This window comes from Xanthomonas sp. WHRI 6108 (genome assembly GCF_040202385.2).
In the GTDB taxonomy this organism is placed as follows: domain Bacteria; phylum Pseudomonadota; class Gammaproteobacteria; order Xanthomonadales; family Xanthomonadaceae; genus Xanthomonas; species Xanthomonas arboricola.
Genome location: NZ_CP168198.1, coordinates 4,589,361 through 4,612,743 on the forward strand (window position 1 = coordinate 4,589,361; position 23,383 = coordinate 4,612,743).

The window sequence follows — 23,383 nt, forward strand, 5'->3', positions numbered from 1 at the left end:
GGCGAAAGCGCTAGGCGGGCTTCGGCCCCACCGCGCGCGAGGCGACGATACCCAGCTCGTAGAGCAGGCACATCGGGATGGCCAGCATCAGCTGCGAGACCACATCCGGCGGGGTGAGCACCGCGGCCAGGATGAAGATGCCGACGATGGCATAGCCGCGGCCTTCGCTCAGCTGCTTGGGGCTGACCCAGCCCAGCAGCACCAGGATCACCAGTGCCACCGGCAGCTCAAAGCTCGCACCGAAGGCGAAGAAGATCGCCAGCACGAAATCCAGGTAGGAATTGGCGTCCGGAGTAATGGCGATCACGTCCGGCTTGAACGTGGTCAAAAAGTGGAACACCGCCGGCAACACCAGGAAATACGCGAACGCGCAGCCGATGTAGAACAGCGCCACTGCCGAGGCCAGCAACGGGAATGCGAGTTTCTTTTCGCGCTGGTACAGGCCCGGCGCCACGAAGGCCCAGGCCTGGTACAGCAGCCACGGCACGCTGACGAACACCGCCACGAAGAAGGTCAGCTTGAGCGGTGCGAAGAACGCGCCGGCCGGGTTCATCGCGATCATCGTCTGCCCCAGCGGCAGCTGCGAAATCAGCGGCGCGGCCAGCCACGAATAGATCGCACGCGAGAACGGCAGCAACGCCAGCAGCACCACGCCCAGGCCGATCAGGGCGCGCACCAGGCGCGCGCGTAATTCGACCAGATGCTCGATCAGACTGCTTTCGGCCTGTGCGTCGTCGAACAGGCTCACGGCTGTTTCTCCTGGATATTGCCCGGCGCAGCCGGCTCGGTCGGCGCTTTCAGCGTGCTCGGCTCCAGCGGCGTGGTGGTGGCCGGCGTCTGCGCCTGCGCGCCGGTGCTGCTGAGATGCGCAGCATGCGGCGCCGGCACCACGGTGTCGTGCGGGGCCGGTACCAAGGTTTGATGGGGCGCCGGCGCAATCGGCTGGGCCTGGGCAATGAGCGGTGCGGCCTCATGGTCGGCCGCATCCGCAGCGCCCGCTGCCGACGTGGCAGTCGCCCCGGCCGACAGATCCGCATGCGCCAGCTCCAGCGGTGTCGCCACCGGTGTGGCCGGGCTGCGGATATCGATATCGCGCCCCACCTCGTCGTGCAGCGCGCGGGCGCCCTGCTCCAGGTGCTGCTGCTTGGTGCGCAGCTGGTCTTCGGCTTCGCGCAGCGAGGCCTGCACATCCTGCAGGCTGCGCTTGAGCTCTTCGGCTTCCAGCTCGCGCTCCAGCTCCTGCTTGACCGAATCCCACTGCATGCGCGCGCGGCGCACCCACAGTCCGGCAAACCGGGCCGCCTTGGGCAGGCGCTCGGGACCGAGCACCACCAGGGCGACGATCGCAATCAGCGTCAGTTCGCCAACACCTATGTCAAACACCGACGCCGCTCCGGATCAACGCGCGTCGCGATCGCGCTCGGCCTGCGCCTCACGTGCCTGCTCGGCCGTGCGGGTGTCGTCACCGAGCTTGCCGGCCGGCTTGTCGTCGTCGTGCATGCCTTTCTTGAATTCCTTGACCGCGCTGCCGAGATCCTTGGCACCGCTGGTGAGCCGCTTGGTACCGAACACCAGCAACACGATCACCAGCACGATCAGCCAGTGCCAAATGCTGAAACCGCCCATGATCTGCTCGCTTGCTGAAGAAGAAGGAAGACGCAGGATACCCCAGCGCACCGCGCAGGGGGATGACAGCCTGTCAGCGGTTGCCGTCCAGCGATTCGGTACGGATTTCGCCATCGGACACCGGCTGGAAGCCCTGCTGCGGCGGTGGCGTCGTGCTGGGCTGCATCGGCATGGTGCTGGCCTCGTTCACCGCTGGCGGCGGCGTGGTGGTCGCCTGTGCCGGCGGCGGCGTTGCCGGACGCGGCGCGCTGGCCCCGTCGTCGGCGCTGCCATCGGTACCGCGATTGGCGCGTGCGGTGTAGGTCGCCTCTTCCAGGCGGTCGCGGAAGGCGATCACGTCGGTGGAGGCACGCTCGTTGGTGCGGCCTTCGAAGATCATGCGCGGGGTGGCGCCGCCACCGTAGGCGTTGAGGTCGGCGGCATCGTCGATCTGCAGCACCGCACCGTCCAGCGCCACGCCGGCGAACAGGCCACGGGCACGCGACCACGACCAGATTTCGGCCTTGAGCTGGCCGTCGGTGGCGGCGGCGGCATTGCGGCCGACCGGGCCGGCGGCCACGCCGGCATCGGCACCGAGGGTGAACTTGCCGTTGACGATGTTGTCCAGGCTGCGGTCGTTGCGGAACACCAGCACCACGTCGGAGGACTGCACGCCGGCCTGGAAGCCGATGCTGCCGCCGGTGAGCTTGACGAACACCGGCTGCGACCAGCTGCCATCGGCATTCTTCATCGACATCAGGCCGTGCCCGCGCCGGCCGCCGATCACCAGCCCGGCCTTGAGCGTGTCGGGGATGACCACGATGGCGCGCGCCTCGTCGAGCAGCTTGTCCGGGATCGCCTGCTCGGGGATCTTCATGATCTCGTTGAGCACGCGCACCGCGTTACGCGCGCGCTGGTCCTCTTCCGGGCCGGCGACGGCATGGCCGGCGGCGAAGGTCAGCGACAACAACAGGGCCAGGCGCGACAGACGAGGCATGACAAGCTCCAGAGGACAATCCGTCAAAGATAGCAATGGCGCGACGTTAGTGGTGGCGCAATGAATCGGTGGTGAGCGCAGCCAGGCGGCAGAGGCGGTCAATGGCGGCGATCGATGCGCTGTCCTCGGCAGCACCGCTGCGCTCTGCCAGAATGGTGCGCATGAACACCACCCCCGATACCGCCCTGCTGGTCGTCAATCTCGGCACCCCCGAGTCGCCCACCGCCCCGGCCGTGCGCCGCTACCTGGCCGAGTTCCTCAGCGACCGCCGCGTGGTCGCGATCCCGCCGCTGTTCTGGAAGCCGCTGCTGTACGGGGTGATCCTGCCGATCCGCGGGCCCAAGTCGGCCGAGAAATACGCCAAGGTCTGGCTGCCGGACGGCTCGCCGCTGGCGGTGTACACGCGCCGTCTGGCCGAGGGCCTGAAAGAGGTCATGCCGGACTGGCACGTGGAGTGGGCCATGCGCTATGGCGCCCCGGCGCTGCGCAAGACGCTGGATGGCCTGCGCGCGCGCGGCATCAGGCGCATCGTGGTGCTGCCGCTGTATCCGCAGTATTCCACCACCACCACCGCCTCGATCCAGGACGTGATCGATGCCTGGCGCCCAAGCGCGCCGGAGATCGCGGTGGAGGTGATCCAGGACTATTGCGAAGACGCCGGCTGGGTCGCGGCGATCGCCGATTCGATCCGCGCGCACTGGCAGGCGCATGGGCGCAGCGAGAAGCTGATGTTCTCCTTCCACGGCCTGCCGCAGCGCGTGGCCAATGCCGGCGACCCGTATCCGCAGCAATGCGAGCGCAGCGCGCAGGCTATCGTCACCGCGCTCGGCCTGGGCGCGGACGAATGGCAGATGGGCTACCAGTCGCGCTTCGGTTCGGAACGCTGGCTGCAGCCGTACGCCGAGCCGACCTTGTGGAAACTGGCCGAAGGCGGCGTGCGCAGCTTCGACCTGGTCTGCCCGGGCTTTGCCACCGACTGCCTGGAAACCCTGGAAGAAGTGGCGCTGGGCTTTGCCGAAACGCTGGCCGAACGCGGCGCCACGCTCAGCTACATCCCCTGCCTCAACGCCAGCCCGGCGCACGCACAGGCACTGGCCGCAGTGGCGCGACGCGCGTGAGATTGGAGCCGTTTGCGTGCGACCTGGCGATCGGCCGGGTCACCGGGCTGCGCAACCCCGAACGTGGCCCGCGCCGGGTGCTGGCCCTGCATGGCTGGCTCGACAATGCCGCCAGCTTCCTGCCGCTGAGCGCGCATATGCACGCGCAGGACCTGGATCTGGTGTTGCTGGATCTGCCCGGTCACGGCCATAGCGCGTGGCTGCCGACCGGCGCCGAATACACGCTCAGCAGCGCGATCGCGATCCTGCTGCAGGTGGCCGATGATCTGGGCTGGGATCGCTTCAGCGTGCTCGGCCACTCGCTGGGCGGCGGCGTCGCCAGCCTGCTGGCCGCTGCGGCGCCGGAACGCGTCGAGGCACTGATCGCGATCGAGGCCTTGGGCGCGCTGGCCGAGCCGGTCGAGAGCACCGCCACCCGCCTGCGCGATGCGGTGGCGTCGGCACGCACGCTGGCGCAGCGGCCGTTGCGGGTGTTTCCGTCGATGGAGATGCCGGTGCGCGCACGCATGATGGCCAACCAGCTCACCGAACCGGCCGCGCGGCTGCTGGTGGAGCGCGGGGTCTGCGCGGTCGAAGGCGGCTACAGCTGGTGCAGCGACCCCCGCCTGACCTTGCCCACCGCGATCCGCATGACCGAAGCGCAGATCGACGTATTGCTGGCCTCCATCGCCTGCCCGACCCAGGCCATCTTCGCCACGCCGGCGCAGGTGTACTTCCCCGATGCCCTGCGCGATCACCGCGTGGCACTGATGCGCGATGCACGCCTGCAGTTGTTGCCCGGCACGCATCATGTGCACATGGAAGCGCCGGACGCGGTGGCGGCGGTGATCAATGGATTCCTGGCGTCGTTGCCGCCGCCGCACGCGTGATGCGTGGAATGCGTGCATGCATCCTGCGCGATGCCACGGCGCTGACGTTCGTGCTTGCTGCCTTGCATGCGACAGCAGACCTCAGTGCCAGCAGGCATCGTCAGCGGCGCACGGCATCCTGGCACCGTTGAGCTAGCGCAATGGGCCATCCAGACCGGCTTGTCGCCGCGATCGAATCCTTCGAGCAGTGGAGTTTGCCAGGGACGTTCCTGGAGACGGTGCACGCGTCGCCGCAACTGGATCCGGACGATCGCCGGCGCCTGGATGAAGTCTGGTCGGTGGCCTGCGACGCCGACCATTGGGGATCGGCACGCGAGCTGCAGGCCGGCATCGCGGCCATCGAGTGTGCCCTGACCAGGCGCTTTGCGTGGCTGTCGCCGCTGGCCTGCCGCCACCTTGCGCGCGCCGCGTCTTACCAATGGCGCTAGCGCAGCCGCGTGGCGCTATGTCGCTTCGCTGGCCGCGTCATCGCGCAGCAGCTCTCCGAAAACCCGAAGCGCATTGGCGCCCCGACTTCGCGCCTTGATCGTTGCAGGAGCGCCGCCACAGCGACGGCAACTGCATCGCGACGACCGGCCTCACTCCACCTGCAACAACCGCCGCAGTTGCGCCTTGAGCTGGCGGCCGTGCTCGTGGAAATAGCTGCGCTCGTCGCGCCAGGCGGGGAAGCGTTGTTCCACCTCGGCCCAGAACGCCGGCGAGTGGTTGGCCTGCAACAGGTGGCAGAGCTCGTGCACCAGCACGTATTCGAACGCGGACGGGCGGCCGAGCACCAGCGCCAGATCCAGCGCCATCGAGCCATCCGGTGCCAGCGAGCCCCACTGCGAGGACATCACCTTCAGCCGCACCCGCGCCGGGGCGCGCGGCAGGCCGGGCAGATAGGTAGGCAACCAGCGGCCAACATCGGCGCGCGCCTGCGCTTCGTAGAATTCCCTCAGCGTGCGGCGCAGGCCTGCATCGCCCAGGCGGGTCGGCACATGGAACTGCGCGCCGTCATCGGTGACCTCGATGCGTGCGTAGCGCCCGTCGTGCCAGCTCAGCGGCAACAGGGCACCGCGTAACGGCAGCAGCCCCGGCACGCCACGCTCCAGCGCCGGAAACGCATCCACCTGCTGATAACGCGACAATTGCGTGCTCAGCCAGTCCAGATGCGCCTGCAGAAAGCGTTCGCCGGCCACCAGGCTTGCGCGCAGTGGCAAGGTCAGCCGCGCGCCGCGTTCGTCCACACTGAGCTTGATGCGCCGCGCACGCGGGTCGCGCACGCGCAGCACCGCGATCTCGCGCCCGTCCAGCTGCAGGCGCAGGCAATCGCGTTCGACAACCTGCGGGGCGGGCGCGATAAGGCGGCGGACGGGCTTGAACATGGGCACAGGATAGCGCTGCGATGTGTCAGGTGGTGAGACGAAGCGATTGATGCATTCGATGTTGGCACGACTTCTTTGAGCGACTGGCAAACGACGCTGCCCACCGCCAGGTGGGCGCAGCCGACGTCGCTGGATCTGCGGCCTGGTTGCAGGGCCCTTGCCCGCCCAGCACGGCCGAGTCTCTGTGCTTTGGGCGTCGTACTGGATAGCGCGAATGGAACAGTTGCAGAGCGGCTGATCGGCGACTTGGCTGCAGGGCCCTTGCCCGCCCACCGTCGCGGGACACGCCGCAAGTACGTCCTTGTAGGCTCTTACGCGGCATCCATGCCGCGTAAGGTCCCGCGACGGTGGGCGGGCAAGGGCCAGTCGAGATGGTCGGTGTGCATGTTTGCAAACAGGGCATGACCTGCGCTGGTCGGATCACTGTGCGTCGACCAGCTTTTCCCCTTTTGCATGCAGAGCGGTGGACAGGCTTTCAGCACGCAAGCTGCAAACTTTTCATTGCCTGGCGCAGCGCAAGCCAGGAAAGACGCTTTCAAGAAATCAAGCGGCCAACTTTCTGGTGCGGTGTCCTTGCCGGTTGCGGGACCCGTGGCGGCATGGATGCCGCCAAGGAGACTCCACGAACGGATGCACGGCGTGTCCCGCGAGCGGTGAGGGCACCGCGCACTCGACTCACCGTGCGTTTGACTCAAGCACCCGATCGCGACAACACGACGCCACCGCTCGACCGTTGCGCTTACTCGGCCTTGCTCAGCTTCAACGCGGTTTCCAGCAGCAGGAACAGGCGCCGGATTTCCGCGCTCATCAGCGCGAAGCGGGCATCGAGTTCGGCGCGTGCGCCGTCGTCTTCGCTGTGTTCGAGCTGGTCCAGTGCGCCGTCGAGGAACTTGAGCTTGCGGATCACCAGATCGTCGCCGAGCACGAACGACAGATTGTCGTCCAGCACCAGCGCCAGCTTGGTGACCTGCTTGCCGGCTTCCAGGTGCTTGTCGATCTCGTCGCCGCGCAGTTCCTGGTGCTGGCACTTGACCACTGCGCCGCCTTCGATCGGGTCCTTCATCTCGCACTCTTCGCCCAGGCTCAGGCCTTCGGGCAAGGGTTCGCCGGCGATCCAGCCGGTGAGGATGGCGCGCGGTGCGACCTCGGCATTCAACGGCAGTGCCGGGAAGCTGCCGAGTGCGCCGCGGATCTCGCTCATCACGTTCTCGCCGCTCTTGCGGCTGGAGCTGTTGACCGCAATGTAGCCGTGCTGCAGGTCCAGAATGGCATCGGTGCGCGAGCTCTTGACGAAGGCGCGCGGCAGCAGCTCATGGATCAGATCGTCCTTGAGGCGCTTGCGGGCCTTGCCACCGGGGCGACGGCCTTCCTTCTCTTCGATCTCGGCGACCTTGCGCTCGAGCAGGTCGTTGACCACCGCGCCGGGCAGGATCTTGTCCTCGCCACCGACGGTGAGCCAGAGGAAATCTTCCAGACGGTGCGAGAGCACTTCCTGCTCGTCGCGGCCGAACGGGGAGATGAAACCGCGCGAGCTCATTTCCAGCGGGCCGACCGGCTTGAGCTGCACTTGCGGCAGCAGCGTGTCGATCTCGGAGAAATCCAGCGTGGTCGGGAAACGGAACAGGGTGAGATTACGAAAGAACATGCGTCGGACCGAAGAGGAGGAAGAAACGGGGAGGGTGGAAAGACTGCCGGCGCCGCGATGGCCGCGTCAGTCGCTGTCGTGTGTGTGCGCTGTCGCCGGCGGCGAGCCAGGCGCTGGAATCGGGATCGGGATCGGGATCGGGATCGGGCGGTGCTGCATCGCCGTTGCGGCCCAGCGCCAGGAAATCGAACAGGGTGCGGTCGGCCAGTTGCTCGGGCCGCACATCGCCCAGCGCGCGGGCGATCTGCTCGACCCGCCCGGGCTGCTCGCGGTCCCACTGCTGCAGCATCCGCCCGACCTGCTGGCGCTGCAGGTTTTCCTGGCTGCCGCACAGGTTGCACGGAATGATCGGGAACTGGCGCGCCTGCGCGTAGGCGGCGATATCGGCTTCGCGCACGTAGGCCAGCGGGCGGATCACCACATGCGCGCCGTCGTCGCTGCGCAGCTTGGGTGCCATCGCCGCGAGCCGGGCGTGGTGGAACAGATTCATGAAGAACGTGGCCACGATGTCGTCGCGATGGTGGCCAAGCGCGATCTTGGTCACGCCATGCGCCTGCGCGTAGGCATACAGCGCGCCGCGCCGCAGCCGCGAGCACAACGAACACATGGTCTTGCCGGCCGGAATCACCCGGCTGACCACCGAATAGGTGTCCTGCTCGACGATGTCGAACGGTACGTCCAGCCCGCGCAGGTAAGTGGGCAGCACCTGCGCGGGGAAGTCGGGCTGCTTCTGGTCCAGATTGACCGCCACCAGGGTGAACGGCACCGGCGCCTTGCGCTGCAACTGCAGCAGCATGTCCAGCAAGGTGTAGCTGTCCTTGCCGCCGGACAGGCAGACCATGATCTTGTCGCCGGGGGCGATCATGCCGAAGTCGGCAATCGCCTGGCCCACCTGGCGCTGCAGGCGTTTGCCCAGGCGCAGCTGCTCACGCTGCAACCGCTGGCGCGGGTCGCGCGGCGCGGGGTCGGCCAGGGGTTGCGGCAGCGGCAGGACAGCGGTCATAAGCCGGCCATTGTAGCTGCCCGGCGCGCGGCGGGCCGGCGCCGCGCGTACGCGGCTGAACGGGCGGTCAGCCGCTTGCGGGCGGGGTGTCCGGCGCTGGTTTGGCGGTGCCGGGGCGCTAGCGAGCCGATCACCGCTAGAGGTGTGCCGCAGGTGCTCGGGGCAGCGCACATCTCGCAGCGCAGCAAGCCTTTCGGCGCCGGGCTGGGTAAAGTCGGGCAGACCGCTTCACTCGGGATCGGCATGGCATCTTCAGCTTCGCTCCATCGCGCGGCTTTTTTCGGTCGCGATTGTGGTAGCGCTAACATTCTGCGCGGCACGGGTCAGGCCCCGTGCCGGCGTTCGTTCCCGGCGCTGATTGAGAGTGCGCGCCGGTGGCGGCGGTGACGGCCTGCATGCGCGATCGCTGCGCTGCGTGGCTGGTCACTCGCGTGTGACACCTCTCCCTTCTCCCCTCGCCTCTCTGCAGGAGTTCCACCCCATGAGCAACACCGTCTACATCGGCGCCAAGGAATATTTCCCCGGTATCGGCAAGATCGGCTTCGAAGGCCGCGACTCGGACAACCCGCTGGCGTTCAAGGTCTACGACGCCAACAAGCAGGTCGGCGACAAGACCATGGCCGAGCATCTGCGCTTTGCCGTGGCCTACTGGCACAGCTTCTGCGGCAACGGCGCCGATCCGTTCGGCCCGGGCACGCGCGCGTACCCGTGGGATATCGGCAACACCGCGTTGAATCGCGCCGAAGCCAAGGCCGATGCCGCGTTCGAATTCTTCACCAAGCTCGGCGTGCCGTACTACTGCTTCCACGACATCGACCTGTCGCCCGATGCCGACGACATCGGCGAGTACCAGAGCAACCTCAAGCACATGGTCGGCATTGCCAAGCAGCGCCAGGCCGATACCGGCATCAAGCTGCTGTGGGGCACCGCCAACCTGTTCTCGCACCCGCGTTACATGAATGGTGCGTCGACCAACCCGGACTTCAACGTGGTGGCGCGTGCGGCGGTGCAGGTCAAGGCCGCCATCGATGCCACCGTCGAGCTGGGCGGCGAGAACTACGTGTTCTGGGGCGGCCGCGAAGGCTATGCCTGCCTGCACAACACCCAGATGAAGCGCGAGCAGGACAACATGGCGCGCTTCTTGACCCTGGCACGCGACTACGGCCGCGCGATCGGCTTCACTGGCAACTTCCTGATCGAGCCCAAGCCGATGGAGCCGATGAAGCACCAGTACGACTTCGACAGCGCCACGGTGATCGGCTTCCTGCGCCAGCACGGCCTGGACCAGGACTTCAAGCTGAACATCGAAGCCAACCACGCCACCTTGTCGGGCCATAGCTTCGAGCATGACCTGCAGGTGGCATCCGATGCCGGCCTGCTCGGCAGCATCGATGCCAACCGCGGCAACCCGCAGAACGGCTGGGATACCGACCAGTTTCCGACCGACCTGTACGACACCGTCGGCGCGATGCTGGTGGTGCTGCGCCAGGGCGGGCTGGCACCGGGCGGGCTGAACTTCGATGCCAAGGTGCGCCGCGAGTCGTCCGACCCGCAGGATCTGTTCCTGGCGCATATCGGCGGCATGGACGCGTTCGCACGCGGGCTGGAAGTGGCCAATGCGCTGCTGACCTCCTCGCCGCTGGAGCAGTGGCGCGCCGAGCGCTACGCCAGCTTCGACAGCGGCGCGGGCGCGGACTTCGCCAACGGCAGCAGCACGCTGGTGGATCTGGCCAAGTACGCCGCCGGCAACGAACCCAAGCAGCCCAGCGGCCGTCAGGAAGCCTACGAGAACCTGATCAACCAGTATCTGACGCGTTGATGTTATGCCGATGGTCGCCTGCACGCGCAGGCGACCATCGGCGGCCTGCACGCAGAACCGCGTGCAGCGTCATGGCTGTTCCGTTGCATCCGGCGCCGCCGGTGCGGCCACCGAATCCCGCTTGACCAGCAGGTGCGCGACCACATGATCGACCATCTTCGCCGTGCGCTCCTTGGCGCGAATCGTCTTCAACAGGATGTCCAGCGCAGCGTCGGCCATGGCGGCGATGGGCTGCTGCACGGTGGTGAGTTCGGGCCATACCGCAGTGGCGGCGGAGGTGTCGTCGAAGCCGACCACCGACAGATCGCGCGGCACATCCAGCCCGCGTCGATGCGCGACCGAGATTGCGGCGGCGGCCATATCGTCGTTGCTGGCGAAGATGGCACTGGGGCTGCGTTTGCGCGCCAGCAGTTTTTCCGCAGCGACGAGGCCGGATTTGTAGGTGTAGTCGCCCGGTTGCACCAGGTGCCGGTCCAGCCGCAGGCCCGCATCGGCCAGCGCGGCCTGGAACCCCTCGAAGCGACGCGTGCTGGCAGACAGGTTGGGATGCCCGGCGATGTAACCGATACGCGTGTGGCCCTGCGCGATCAGATGCTCGGTGATTTCCTTGGCGGCAGCGAATTCGTCGATGCGCACACAGGCCACATCCGGGCTGAAACGGTTGGAGGCGATCGCCACCACCGGCACCTTGGCGCGCACCAGCTCCAGTACCGCGGCCTTGGATTCGCACAGCGGCGGCGGCAGGATCACCCCGGCCACGCCCTTGGCGAGCTTGCGCGCGGCACGGCGTTCGGCGTCGGCATCCAGGTCGTCCCAGCAATCGATCACCAGCTGGATCGGCGTGCGCGAGGCAACCCGCAACACGCCCAGCAGCAACTCACGCAGGTAGGCGCCGCTGGGATCGCTGTAGATCAACGCAATGCGCGTGCTCTGCGCGGCGGCCAGGGCACTGGCCGCCAGGTTGGGCGTGTAGCCCAGCTTGTCGACCGCGCGCAGCACGCGTGCACGGGTGGCATCGCGCACGCTGCCGTTGTTATTGACCACGCGCGAGACCGTCATCGGCGAGACCTTCGCCAGCGCCGCCACCTCGTCGATGGTGGTCGCGCGGCTGGTGCGGCGGACCGATTTCCTGACCTTCTCCAAGCGTGGCCTCTTCAAGTGGGTGGCGAACCTGCACGATGCACACAACCCGCTGCAGTAACGCAAGCGCCGACTGCGTGCATGACGATGCGACGCATGGTACCGGGAAGCAGGCAGAGCGGCGATACACCGCGGCGTGCGGTGATGTCGCTGGAGCATGCCGCATGAGCGCGCGTGCAACGCGGCGCTGCGGCGCGTATTGCACAGCGTTGACGCAGCCGTGGTGGCTGGCGCTGACGTTGCTGTGCGGATTGATGCTGGCCAGTGCCGGCGCGCGGGCCGAGGATGGCTACGATTTATGGTTGCGCTACCACCCGCTGGCCGACGCGGCGCAGTTGCGTGGCAACGCAAGCGAGTTGATCGTCGCCGGCGACTCGCCGACGTTGCAGGCTGCACGTGAAGAATTGCAGCGCGGACTGTCGGGTCTGCTTGGTGCTGCGCCGCAGTCGTCCGCGAATGTCACGCGCGATGGGGCGATCTTGCTGGGCGCGTCCGCTGCGCCGCAGATCGCGGCATTGCAGCTGCAGACCACCGGCCTGGGCCGCGAGGGCTATCTGATCCGCAGTGTCAGCGTGGACGGGCATCGCACCATCGCCATCGTCGGCGGCAGCGATGTCGGCGCGCTGTATGGGGCATTCCACTTCCTGCGCCTGCTGCAGACCGGCCAGTCGCTGGCCGCGCTGGACCTGCGCGAGTCGCCGCGCTTGCAGCTGCGCATGCTCAACCACTGGGACAACCTGGACGGGGTGGTCGAGCGCGGCTATGCCGGCGCCTCGTTATGGAACTGGCAGACCCTGCCGGGTTACCTGGATCAGCGCTACACCGACTACGCGCGCGCCAATGCATCGCTGGGCATCAACGGCAGTGTGCTCAACAACGTCAACGCCAAGGCCTGGAGCCTGACGCCGCAGTATCTGGACAAGGCGGCGGCACTGGCCAAGGTGTTTCGCCCTTACGGCATCCGGGTGTTTCTCAGCGCGCGCTTCAGCGCGCCGATCGAGATCGGCGGTTTGACGACCGCCGACCCGCTGGATCCGCAGGTGCGCCAGTGGTGGCGCGACACCGCCGACCAGATCTATGCACGCATTCCGGACTTCGGCGGTTTCCTGGTCAAGGCCAATTCCGAAGGCCAGCCCGGCCCGCAGGATTACGGGCGCAGCCATGCCGATGGCGCCAATCTGCTGGCCGACGCGCTGGCGCCGCACGGCGGGGTGGTGATGTGGCGCGCATTCGTCTATTCGCACGAGCAACCGGACGATCGCGCCAAGCAGGCGTACAGCGAGTTCCTGCCGCTGGATGGCCAGTTCCGCGACAACGTGATTGTGCAGGTCAAGAACGGGGCGATCGACTTCCAGCCGCGCGAGCCGTTCCATCCGCTGTTCGGTGCGATGCGCAAGACGCCGTTGATGCCGGAGTTCCAGATCACCAAGGAGTATCTGGGCTTCTCCACCCATCTGGCCTATCTGGGCACGCTGTTTGCCGAAACCCTGCAGGCCGACACCTATGCACGCGGCAAGGGCTCGACCGTTGCCAGAACCGTTGATGGCACGCTCTTCAATGATGCCAGACGCACGCGCCTGACCGGCATTGCCGGGGTGGCCAACATCGGTGCGGACCGCAATTGGAGCGGCTCGATCTTCGATCAGGCCAACTGGTATGCGTACGGGCGGCTGGCGTGGAACCCGCAGTTGTCGCCGCAGGCGATCGCGCAGGAGTGGGCGCGCATGAGCTTCTCCAACGATGCTGACGTGGTGACGCCCGTGGTCGACATGATGCTGCGCTCGCGCGAGGCAGTGGTGGACTACATGACCCCGCTCGGCCTGCATCACCTGATGGGGCGTGGCCATCACTACGGCCCGGCACCCTGGGATGCGGGCAGCGAGCGCCCGGACTGGGACCCGGTCTATTACCACCGCGCCGATCGCGACGGCATCGGTTTCGATCGCAGTGCCAGCGGCAGCAATGCGGTGGCGCAATACGCCAGGCCGGTGGCTCGCATGTTCGGCGATGTGCAGCGCGTGCCAGAGCATTACCTGCTGTGGTTCCACCATGTGCCCTGGGAGCACCGCATGGCCTCCGGGCGGCCGCTGTGGGACGAGCTGGTATGGCATTACGACCATGGCGTGGACGAGGTGCGTGCCATGCGCGCGACCTGGCAGGGCCTGGCCGGCAGGATCGATCCGCCGCGTTACCAGCAGGTAGCGAACTTCCTGGCGATCCAGCAGGACGAAGCCCAGTGGTGGCGCGATGCCAGCATCGCCTACTTCCAGCGCGTGTCCGGGCGGCCGTTGCCGGCCGGCACGGCGCCGCCGGCGCATCCGTTGGCGTATTACCAGGCACTGAAGTTTCCGTATGCACCGGGGAATCCGAAATGAGCGCGCGCCTCTCGACGGTCATCATGGCAACGCTCTGTGCAGCACTGCTGCCGCGCCTGGCGCAGGCGGCCGATGCGCCGCTGCTGCATGCGCTGTTTCAAGAGCATGTCGTGTTGCAGCGCGATGCACCGATCCGGGTGTGGGGCGATGCACCCCCTGGCGCGCGCGTGAGCGTGCAACTGGATGCGCAGCAGGTGCAGGCACGCGCAGATCGGCAAGGCCACTGGGAAGCACGCCTGCCCGCGCACGCCGCGGGTGGCCCGTACAGCTTGAGCGCACGCACCAGCACGGGCGTGACGCAGCAGGTCAATGACGTGCTGATCGGCGATGTGTGGCTGTGCTCGGGCCAATCCAACATGGAATTGCAGGTGCATCGCACCCTGGATTCACGCAGCGAGATCGCCGATGCCGACAACCCGCGCATCCGCATGTTCAAGGTGCCGGCGCAGTCCAGCCCGACGCCGCAGCGCCGCTTCGGTGGCGCTGCGGCATGGCAGCGCACCACGCCGGAGACGGTGAAGGAGTTTTCTGCGGCCTGCTATTACTTCGCACGTGAATTGCAGAAGACCGTCGATGTGCCGATGGGACTGATCAATGCCTCCTGGGGCGGCTCGCAACTGCAGGCCTGGATCGGCGAGAAGGCACTGCGCGCTGCCGGCGACGATGGCCCGGCGCTGGATGTGCTGGCGCGTTACGCACGCGACCCGGTGGATGCCGCGCCGCACTGGGGCGCGCTGTGGGAGGCCTGGTGGCATGCGCACGGCGAAGGCGAGCCCTGGCAGGCGGATGCGCCCGGCGCCTGGCAAACCGCACCGGCGGCATTGGGCGCGTGGGACGACTGGGGCGTGCCGCAGTTGGTCGGCTTCAACGGCATGGTCTGGTACCGCACCAGCGTGGAGCTGACGCCGGCGCAGGCCGCGCAGGACGCCAGCTTGTTGCTCGGGCCGGTGGACGAGCTGGACCAGACCTGGGTCAACGGGCACGGCGTGGGCAGCAGTTACGGCGCCGACCAGCCGCGTCGCTACAGCGTGCCGCGCGGGCGCCTGCATGCCGGGCGCAACACCATCGTGCTCAATGTGCTCAATACCTATCGGCGCGGTGGGCTGCTGGGCGATGCGCAATCGCGTGCGCTACAGTTCGCCGATGGCAGCACGCTGCGGCTGGATGCGCCCTGGCAGTACCGCATCGTGCCGCCGCAACTGGGCTCACCACCGCGCGCGCCGTGGTCGTCGGCGGCCGGGCTGACCACCTTGTACAACGGCATGATCGCCCCGCTCGGCCAGCTCGGCCTGCGTGGCGTGCTGTGGTACCAGGGCGAATCCAATGCCGGCGATGCGGTGCATTACCCGGCCTTGCTCGCTGCATGGCAACGCGATTGGCGGCAGCGCTTCGGTGCGCAGTTGCCACTGCTGATCGTGCAACTGGCCAACTATGGCGCGCCGCCCACCCAGCCGGTCGACAGCGGCTGGGCGCAGCTGCGCGAGGCGCAACGCCGCTTCGTCGCCAACGATGCGCATGCGGGCCTGGCGGTGACGATCGACATCGGCGACCGCTACGACATCCATCCGGCCAACAAGCAGGAACTGGGCCGGCGTCTGGCGCGCGCGGCGCGGCAAGTGGTGTACGGCGAGGCGCTTGCGCCCTCCGGCCCGGTGCCGCGCAGCGCGCAACGCGAAGGCGACAGCGTGCGCATCGCCTTCGACGATGTGGATACCGCCTTGCTCAGCTATGGCGCCGATGCGCCGATCGGCTTCGAGCTGTGCGGCGCCGCGTCCAACAGCTGCCGCTATGCCGTTGCCAGCTTGCACGACCACGCCATCAGCCTGCGCGTTCCCACCGGCCTGGCCGTCACGCGCGTGCGCTACTGCTGGGCCGACAGCCCGGTATGTACCTTGTACGACCGCAGCGGCCTGCCGGCCGGCCCGTTCGAGCTCCCCCTCACTGCCGCCACTTCTCCCTGAGCGAGACCACGATGTCACAGACTCCCGACTCCCCTGCTCCGCTGCAAGGCTCGGCCCGCGATCGCGAGATCGTCGAGGCGCGCGTCATCGTCACCTGCCCGGGCCGCAACTTCGTCACCCTGAAGATCCGCACCCGCTCGGGCATCACCGGGCTGGGCGATGCCACGCTCAATGGCCGCGAACTGGCGGTGGCGGCGTACCTGCAGGAACACCTGGTGCCGAACCTGATCGGCCGCGATGCCGGCCGCATCGAAGACATCTGGCAATTCTTCTACCGCGGTGCGTACTGGCGGCGCGGCCCGGTGACGATGAGCGCGATCGCCGCGGTGGACGTGGCCTTGTGGGACATCCTGGGCAAGATGGCCGGCCTGCCGTTGTATCAGCTGCTGGGCGGGCGCTCGCGCGAGGGCGCGCTGGTCTACGGCCATGCCAATGGCCGCGATATCGCCGAAACCAGCGATGAAGTCGGCCGCTTCCGCGAGCTGGGCTTCATCGCCATCCGCGCGCAGTGCGGCGTGCCCGGCATCAAGAAGACCTACGGCATTTCCAGCGGCGGCAAACCGTATGAGCCGGCCGAGAGCGAGCTGCCGACCGAAACGGTGTGGTCCACGCCGCGCTATCTCGGCGTGGTGCCGAAATTGTTCGAGCAATTGCGCAGCGATCATGGCGACGAGATCGAACTGCTGCATGATGCCCACCACCGGCTCACCCCGATCGAGGCCGCTCGGCTGGGCCGCGACCTGGAACCGTACCGGCTGTTCTGGCTGGAAGACGCCACCCCTGCAGAAAACCAGCGCGCGTTCGAGGTGATCCGCCAGCACACGGTCACCCCCTTGGCGGTAGGCGAGGTGTTCAATTCGCTGTGGGATTGCAAGCACCTGATCGAGCAGCAACTGATCGACTACATCCGCACCACGATTGTCCACGCCGGCGGCATCACCCATGTGCGACGGCTGGCCGATTTCGCCGCGCTGCATCAGGTGCGCACCGGCTTCCACGGCGCCACCGACCTGTCGCCGGTGTGCATGGGCGCGGCATTGCACTTCGACACCTGGGTGCCCAACTTCGGCATCCAGGAATACATGTTCCATTCCGACGAGGCCAACGCGGTGTTCCCGCACGATTACGTGTTCCGCGATGGCCGCCTGCATTGCGGCGAAACACCCGGGCATGGCGTGGACATCGACGAGGCCCTGGCCGCGAAGTATCCCTACGTGCCCAAGCAGTTGCCGATCGCGCGGCTGGAAGACGGTGCGATGTGGGACTGGTGATGCGCTGGCTGCCGGCCGCGCTTGCGGCACTGCTGCTTGCGGTGGCCGCGCCTGCGCGCGTGCAGGCGCAAGCAAAAGCCGATGTCGCCTTCGACTGGTTCGAGTATCGCGGCGACGATGCGGTGTTCGCCATGCCGCTACCGCCCGGGCACTACCGCAACCCGGTGCTGGCCGGGTTCTACCCGGACCCCAGCGTGACACGCGTGGGCGAGCGTTACTACCTGGTCAATTCCACGTTCGCGTATTTCCCGGCGATCCCGGTGTTCGAGAGTACCGACCTGGTGCACTGGACGCAGATCGGCAATGTGGTCGAGCGCCGCGAACAGCTCGACTACGACGGGCTGGGCGTGTCGCGTGGCATGTTCGCTGCCAGCATCCGTCATCATGCCGGGCGTTTCTATGTGGTGGGTACCTCTGTCGACAGCGGCGGCAACTTCATCGCCAGCGCCAGCAATCCCGCAGGCCCATGGTCGGCATTGACGTGGTTGCCGGGCATCGACGGCATCGACCCGTCATTGTTCTTCGATACCGACGGCAACGCCTACCTGCTCAACAACGGCCCGCCGGAAGGCACGCCGTTGTACGAAGGCCACCGCGCGATCTGGATGCAGCGCTTCGACCTCGCCAACAATCAACCGGTCGGCCCGCGCAAGGTGTTGCTCAACGGTGGGGTGGATCTGGCCAGCAAGCCGATCTGGATCGAAGGCCCGCATCTGTATCAACGCGACGGTTGGTATTACCTCTCGTGTGCCGAAGGCGGCACCGGGCCGCAGCATTCGCAGGTGGTGCTGCGCAGCCGCACTGTGTGGGGGCCGTTCGAGGCCTCGCCGCACAATCCGATCCTGACCCAACGCGACCTGCCGGCCGGGCGCGCGCACCCGGTCAGCAATGCCGGGCATGTGGATCTGGTGGACACACCGGACGGGCAATGGTGGGCGGTGTTCCTGGCCAGCCGCCCGTATGCGGGCGAACGCTACAACACCGGGCGCGAAACCTTCTTGCTGCCAGTGCACTGGCGCGATGGCTGGCCGTCGATCCTGCCGGCCGGCGAGCCGATTCCGTATGTCGCACAGAGCCCGCGCGGCGCCAAGACCCCGGCCGATCAAGCGCCGTTGTCGGGCAACTTCACCTGGCGCGACGACTTCGCCGGCACCTCGCTGCAGCGCGAATGGCTTTCCTTGCGTGTGCCCAAACATGAGGTGGCCGATCTAAGCGCACGCACCGGTTGGCTGACCCTGCATGCCAGTGCGCAAGGGTTGGATAGCACAACCACACCCGCCTTCCTCGCGCGGCGCCAGCAACACACGCGTTTTACCGCGAGCACCGCGTTGGCGGTGCCCACGCAGGCCGGCGTCAGCGCCGGGCTCGCCGCCTTGCAGAATTCCAACGCGTGGTATGCGCTGGGCGTGCGACGCAACGGCGATGCGCTGGACGTCTTTCTCGACAAGCGCGAGGGCGTAAGAACCACCACGCTCGCACGCACCCGCGTCCCCGCAACGGTGCAGCTACGCCTGCAGATCAGCGGCGACGGCGACGCGTACAGCTTTGCCTTCGATGCCGATGGGCGCGGCTGGCAATCGCTACACCGCAACGATGCTGCGGGCATGCTCAGCACCGCACAGGCCGGCGGCTTCGTCGGCAGCATGATCGGGCCGTTTGCCCAGCTGGAACCGCACCGCACCCAGGAGGACTGACCATGCATTCGCACCCCGCCCACCGCGCCACCACCCCGCGTCGCCCACCTGCGCGCGGCTTACTGCTGGCGATGGCGATGGCGCTGGCCGCCACCGGCACGCAGGCCGCAACGCCGCCGCCGTATCTGGACACCCAACGCCCGTTCGACGCACGTGCGGCCGACCTGGTGTCGCGCATGACGCTGGAAGAAAAGGCCGCGCAGATGCAGAACGCCGCCCCGGCCATCCCGCGCCTGCAGGTGCCCGAATACGATTGGTGGAACGAAGCGCTGCACGGCGTGGCGCGTGCCGGCGGCGCCACCGTGTTTCCGCAGGCGATCGGCCTGGCTGCTACGTTCGATACCCCATTGATGGCCGAGGTGGCCACCGCCATCAGCGACGAAGCGCGCGCCAAGCACCACGCCTTCCTGGCGCGCGGCGAGCACAAGCGCTACCAGGGGCTGACCTTCTGGTCGCCCAACATCAACATCTTCCGCGATCCACGCTGGGGCCGCGGGCAGGAAACCTATGGCGAAGACCCATTCCTGACCGCGCGCATGGGCGTGACCTTCGTGCAGGGCCTGCAGGCGCAGCAAGGGCCGTACCGCAAGCTCGATGCCACCGCCAAGCACTTCGCCGTGCACAGCGGCCCGGAGGCCGACCGTCATCACTTCGACGTGCATCCCAGCGAGCGCGATCTCCATGAAACCTATCTGCCCGCGTTCCAGGCCCTGGTGCAGGAAGGCAAGGTCGCCGCAGTGATGGGCGCCTACAACCGCGTCAATGGCGAATCCGCCTCGGCCAGTACGCGGCTGGAAGGCATCCTGCGCCGCGACTGGGGCTTCGATGGTTACATCGTCAGCGACTGCGCCGCCATCCGCGATATCTGGCAGAACCACAAGATCGTGCCCACGCCCGAGGCCGCCGCCGCGCTCGGCGTCAAGCATGGCACCGACCTGGATTGCGGCGACACCTATGCCGCGTTGCCGGCGGCGGTGCGTGCCGGCCTGATCGACGAGGCCAGCATCGACACCGCGCTCAAGCGGCTGATGACCTCGCGCATGCGGCTGGGCATGTTCGACCCGCCGGCCAAGGTGCCGTGGGCGCAGATTCCTGCATCAGCCAATCAGTCGCCAGAGTACGATGCACTGGCCCGCCGCACCGCGCGCGAATCGCTGGTGCTGCTGAAGAACGACGGCCTGCTGCCGCTCAAACCCACGCTCAAACGCATCGCCGTGATCGGCCCCACCGCCGACGACCCGATGTCGCTGCTGGGCAATTACTACGGCACGCCGGCCGCGCCGGTCACCATCCTGCAAGGCATCCGCGACGCCGCACCGCAGGCGCAGGTGGTCTACGCGCGCGGCAGCGATCTGGTGGAAGGGCGCGAAGACCCCAATGCCGCGGCACCGATCGACACCCGCTATCTGCGCCCGGCGCCGGATGCCAAGCAGAACGGCCTCACCGGCGAATACTTCAAGGGCCGCGCCCTGGCCGGCCAGCCGGTGCTGACCCGCATCGACCCGCGTATCGCCTTCCGCTGGGACCGCAATGCGCCCACCGACGATGCCATCGGCCGCGGTGAACTGCAGGCCGACCGTGCGCTGGCCAAGGACGACTTCAGCGTGCGCTGGCATGGCCAGCTGCTGCCGCCGGTGTCGGGCACCTACGAGCTGCAGATTGCCGCCGACGATGGCGTGCGCCTGTTTCTGGACGGCAAGCTGCTCATCGATCAATGGAGCGAGGCCCCGCGCATGCGCGGCGGAAATGCCAGCGTCGCGCTGGAAGCGGGCAAGGCCTACGACCTGCGCGTGGAATACTTCGAGGCCACACGCGATGCCGGCGTGCGTCTGGCCTGGCGCATGCCCGGCGCCAAGCCGCCGCTGCAGGAAGCGGTGGACGCCGCACGCAACGCCGAGGTGGTGGTGTTCGTCGGTGGCCTCACCGGCGATGTCGAAGGCGAGGAGATGGACGTCAACTATCCCGGCTTTGCCGGCGGCGACCGCACCGACACCCGCCTGCCCAAACCGCAGCGCGAATTGCTGCAGGCAGTGCAGGCCACCGGCACGCCGGTGGTTGCGGTGCTGACCACCGGCTCGGCGCTGGCGATCGACTGGGCGCAGCACCACGTGCCCGCCATCCTACTGGCCTGGTACCCCGGCCAACGCGGCGGCAGCGCGGTCGGCGATGTGCTGTTCGGCCAGGCCAGTCCCGGTGGCCGCCTGCCGATCACCTTCTACAAGGAAGACGAGCGCCTGCCCGCCTTCGACGATTACGCCATGCGCGGCCGCACCTATCGCTACTTCGCCGGCAAGCCGCTGTACCCGTTTGGCCATGGCCTGTCGTACACGCAGTTTGCGTATTCGGATCTGCAACTGGACCGCACCACCGTTGCCGCCGATGGCACGCTCACGGCCACGGTCACGCTGAAGAACACCGGCCAACGCGCAGGCGATGAAGTGGTGCAGCTGTATCTGCATCCGCTCAAGCCGCAACGCGAACGCGCCATCAAGGAACTGCGCGGCTTCCAGCGCATCACCCTGCAACCCGGCGAGCAGCGGCAGCTGCGCTTCACCCTCAAGGCACAGGACGCCCTGCGCATCTACGACGAGCAGCGCAAGGCCTACGCAGTGGATCCAGGCGACTATGAAGTACAGGTCGGCGCCTCCAGCGCAGACATCCGCAGCAAACAACGCTTCACCGTCACCGACAAGTAGCAACCGCAGACACCCACGCCACGCGGACACGGGCAAAGAAGCCCCCGAGCCGCGATTGCCCTAAGCCCCTCTCCCGCCGGGGCGAGGAGGCACCGCTTGCGCGCCACTGGCGCGCGTGCCTTGGAGCGCCCGCGTCGCAAACGCGGGCCGGGGCGCGGAGCGGGGGTCGGGGTGAGGGTACGGCCACAGGCGAACTTGCAGCACCCCCACGATTCCAAACAAAAACCCATGCCAATTCCAACGCTCTCCATCGCAACACTCGCGCACCTACCAACCACCGTCCTCACTCCCAGCTACGACCCCAAACAGACCACCATCGGCATCGTCCATCTAGGCGCAGGCGCCTTCCACCGCGCCCACCAGGCCGTCTACATCGACGACCTGCTCGCGCAGGACCCCACCTGGGCCATCTGCGCCGTCTCCCTGCACAGCCCGAGCGTGCGCGACGCCCTGCGTCCACAAGACGGCCTCTACACCCTCGCCCTGCTCGACGAACACCCGCAGCTGCGCATCATCGGCGCCATCCGCGAGGTGCTGTGCGCGGCCGACGAGCAAACAGCGGTGCTCGCGCGTCTGTCAGACCCCGCCGTGCGCCTGGTCACTCTCACGATCACCGAAAAGGGATATTGCCTCGCAGGCGACACCCTCGACCTCGCCCATCCCGACATTGCGCACGACATCGCACATCCCGCGACGCCGCGCAGCGCCATCGGCTATCTGGTCGCCGGCCTGCAACAACGCAGGCAGCAGGGCAGCGCACCGTTCACCGTGCTCAGCTGCGACAACCTGCCCGACAACGGCAGCCTGCTGCGTAGCGCGGTGTTGCGGCTCGCCCAACAACACGATCCAGCGCTTGCTGCATGGATCGACCGGCACGTCACCTTCCCGCGCTCGATGGTCGACAGCATCACCCCCGCCACCGACGATGCACTGCGCGCCAACGTACAAGCGCAAACCGGTCTGCACGACGCCTGGCCGATCCAGCGCGAGCGCTACAGCCAGTGGGTGATCGAAGACCGCTTCTGCAACGGCCGCCCCGCCTTCGAAAGCGCAGGGGTGATTCTCAACGACGATATCGCCGGCTATGCACGCGCCAAACTGCGTCTGCTCAACGGCCCGCACTCCGCACTCGCCTATCTCGGCAGCCTGCTCGATCTGGAAACCGTCGCCGACGCCATGCGCCACACGCAACTGGCCACCTTTGTCGAAGCCCTGATGCGCGAGGACATCGCCCCCACCCTGCAGCGCATGCCGGGCTTCGACCCACAGCACTACATCGACGCCGTCCTCGCCCGCTTCCGCAACCCCGCCATCCGCCACCTGCTCGCCCAGATCGCCTGGGACGGCTCGCAGAAGATTCCGGTGCGCCTGCTCAGCGCGATCAGTGATGCATTGGACGCCGGGCAACGGATCGACCGGCTCTGCATTCCGATAGCGGCCTGGCTGCAGTTCGTGCGCAGGCAGGCGGCCAACGGCGTGGCCCTGGTCGATCCACTGAGCGAGGTCCTCAGCGACATCGCCCATTCGACCACCGGCAATGCCAGCCATGACATCGCGGCATTCCTCACCGTGGATGCGGTGTTCGCCGCGCCCTCTGGCGATGCGCGTTTTGTGGAAGCATTGCGCGCTGCCTATGCTGCGCTGGGCACTGCAACACCGGCAGAGATACAGCTGGCAATCGATGCAAGGTGATGTGCGGCAAACGCATCGCCGGCTGCCATCGCATGCCAACAAGGCCAGATGTCTGCGTCGTGCGATGTCGGGCAGCGTGTATATCGTGCCACCTGACCGATGGCCTGTTCCGGATATGCAGGTAAGCAAATGTA

Annotated in this window: 17 protein-coding genes and 1 pseudogene; 10 read left to right on the forward strand and 8 right to left on the reverse strand. The window is 67.4% G+C overall.

The features are described from left to right. Positions 1-10 precede the first annotated feature (10 nt). The 4 genes from tatC to ABQ039_RS19310 form a co-directional block, all read right to left on the reverse strand. On the reverse strand, positions 11-748 hold the full coding sequence (tatC, locus tag ABQ039_RS19295; RefSeq protein ID WP_024937600.1) for a twin-arginine translocase subunit TatC: 738 nt from the start codon (positions 746-748) through the stop codon (positions 11-13). Then, complete coding sequence (gene tatB / locus ABQ039_RS19300) at positions 745-1,383, reverse strand: Sec-independent protein translocase protein TatB (RefSeq protein ID WP_349778612.1); 639 nt, start codon at positions 1,381-1,383, stop codon at positions 745-747. The genes tatC and tatB overlap by 4 nt, the downstream gene beginning before the upstream one ends. Positions 1,384-1,398: 15 nt before the next feature. Next, complete coding sequence (tatA, locus tag ABQ039_RS19305; protein WP_016904256.1) at positions 1,399-1,626, reverse strand: Sec-independent protein translocase subunit TatA; 228 nt, start codon at positions 1,624-1,626, stop codon at positions 1,399-1,401. A gap of 73 nt (positions 1,627-1,699) precedes the next feature. Next, positions 1,700-2,602: a YSC84-related protein gene (locus ABQ039_RS19310; protein WP_349778613.1), complete on the reverse strand. Its 903-nt coding sequence runs from the start codon at positions 2,600-2,602 to the stop codon at positions 1,700-1,702. A 152-nt stretch (positions 2,603-2,754) separates the two neighbouring features. Between ABQ039_RS19310 and hemH the strand changes: the two genes are divergently transcribed. The 3 genes from hemH (at position 2,755) to ABQ039_RS19325 (ending at position 5,017) form a co-directional block, all read left to right on the forward strand. Beyond that, positions 2,755-3,720: a ferrochelatase gene (gene hemH, locus ABQ039_RS19315; protein ID WP_039521260.1), complete on the forward strand. Its 966-nt coding sequence runs from the start codon at positions 2,755-2,757 to the stop codon at positions 3,718-3,720. Positions 3,721-3,722: 2 nt separating this feature from the next. Continuing rightward, positions 3,723-4,589, forward strand: a complete 867-nt coding sequence (locus ABQ039_RS19320; protein ID WP_349778616.1) for an alpha/beta hydrolase — start codon at positions 3,723-3,725, stop codon at positions 4,587-4,589. Positions 4,590-4,729: 140 nt separating this feature from the next. After that, positions 4,730-5,017: a hypothetical protein gene (locus tag ABQ039_RS19325; protein WP_024937605.1), complete on the forward strand. Its 288-nt coding sequence runs from the start codon at positions 4,730-4,732 to the stop codon at positions 5,015-5,017. Positions 5,018-5,167: 150 nt separating this feature from the next. On the opposite strand, the gene ABQ039_RS19330 is transcribed toward ABQ039_RS19325, so the two are convergent. From ABQ039_RS19330 to ttcA, 3 genes and pseudogenes are all read right to left on the reverse strand, one after another. Continuing rightward, entirely contained in the window at positions 5,168-5,953 is a 786-nt protein-coding gene (locus ABQ039_RS19330) for a SprT family zinc-dependent metalloprotease (RefSeq protein ID WP_164737123.1), read from the reverse strand. Positions 5,954-6,692: 739 nt separating this feature from the next. After that, entirely contained in the window at positions 6,693-7,598 is a 906-nt protein-coding gene (locus ABQ039_RS19335) for a recombination-associated protein RdgC (protein WP_007974628.1), read from the reverse strand. A gap of 82 nt (positions 7,599-7,680) precedes the next feature. Continuing rightward, positions 7,681-8,601: pseudogene (gene ttcA / locus ABQ039_RS19340) on the reverse strand (tRNA 2-thiocytidine(32) synthetase TtcA); the annotation flags it as partial. A 481-nt stretch (positions 8,602-9,082) separates the two neighbouring features. Between ttcA and xylA the strand changes: the two are divergent. Next, complete coding sequence (xylA, locus tag ABQ039_RS19345; protein ID WP_349778645.1) at positions 9,083-10,420, forward strand: xylose isomerase; 1,338 nt, start codon at positions 9,083-9,085, stop codon at positions 10,418-10,420. Positions 10,421-10,489: 69 nt separating this feature from the next. On the opposite strand, the gene ABQ039_RS19350 is transcribed toward xylA, so the two are convergent. Further along, positions 10,490-11,563, reverse strand: coding sequence for a LacI family DNA-binding transcriptional regulator (locus ABQ039_RS19350; RefSeq protein ID WP_349778648.1), 1,074 nt, complete (start codon positions 11,561-11,563; stop codon positions 10,490-10,492). Positions 11,564-11,724: 161 nt separating this feature from the next. Here ABQ039_RS19350 and ABQ039_RS19355 point away from each other — a divergent pair, with 161 nt between their 5' ends. The 6 genes from ABQ039_RS19355 (at position 11,725) to ABQ039_RS19380 (ending at position 23,249) form a co-directional block, all read left to right on the forward strand. Further along, on the forward strand, positions 11,725-13,935 hold the full coding sequence (locus tag ABQ039_RS19355; RefSeq protein ID WP_349778644.1) for an alpha-glucuronidase family glycosyl hydrolase: 2,211 nt from the start codon (positions 11,725-11,727) through the stop codon (positions 13,933-13,935). Beyond that, on the forward strand, positions 13,932-15,896 hold the full coding sequence (locus ABQ039_RS19360) for a sialate O-acetylesterase (protein ID WP_349778643.1): 1,965 nt from the start codon (positions 13,932-13,934) through the stop codon (positions 15,894-15,896). Before ABQ039_RS19355 ends, ABQ039_RS19360 begins: the two co-directional genes overlap by 4 nt. Before the next feature lie 11 nt (positions 15,897-15,907). Beyond that, positions 15,908-17,167, forward strand: a complete 1,260-nt coding sequence (gene manD / locus ABQ039_RS19365) for a D-mannonate dehydratase ManD (RefSeq protein WP_211921291.1) — start codon at positions 15,908-15,910, stop codon at positions 17,165-17,167. Then, positions 17,167-18,861, forward strand: coding sequence for a glycoside hydrolase family 43 protein (locus ABQ039_RS19370; RefSeq protein ID WP_374057825.1), 1,695 nt, complete (start codon positions 17,167-17,169; stop codon positions 18,859-18,861). Before manD ends, ABQ039_RS19370 begins: the two co-directional genes overlap by 1 nt. A 2-nt stretch (positions 18,862-18,863) precedes the next feature. Then, complete coding sequence (locus ABQ039_RS19375) at positions 18,864-21,557, forward strand: glycoside hydrolase family 3 C-terminal domain-containing protein (protein WP_374057826.1); 2,694 nt, start codon at positions 18,864-18,866, stop codon at positions 21,555-21,557. Between the two features lie 228 nt (positions 21,558-21,785). Beyond that, a complete protein-coding gene (locus tag ABQ039_RS19380; protein WP_184611887.1) occupies positions 21,786-23,249 on the forward strand; it encodes a mannitol dehydrogenase family protein in 1,464 nt (487 codons plus the stop codon). Positions 23,250-23,383 lie beyond the last annotated feature (134 nt).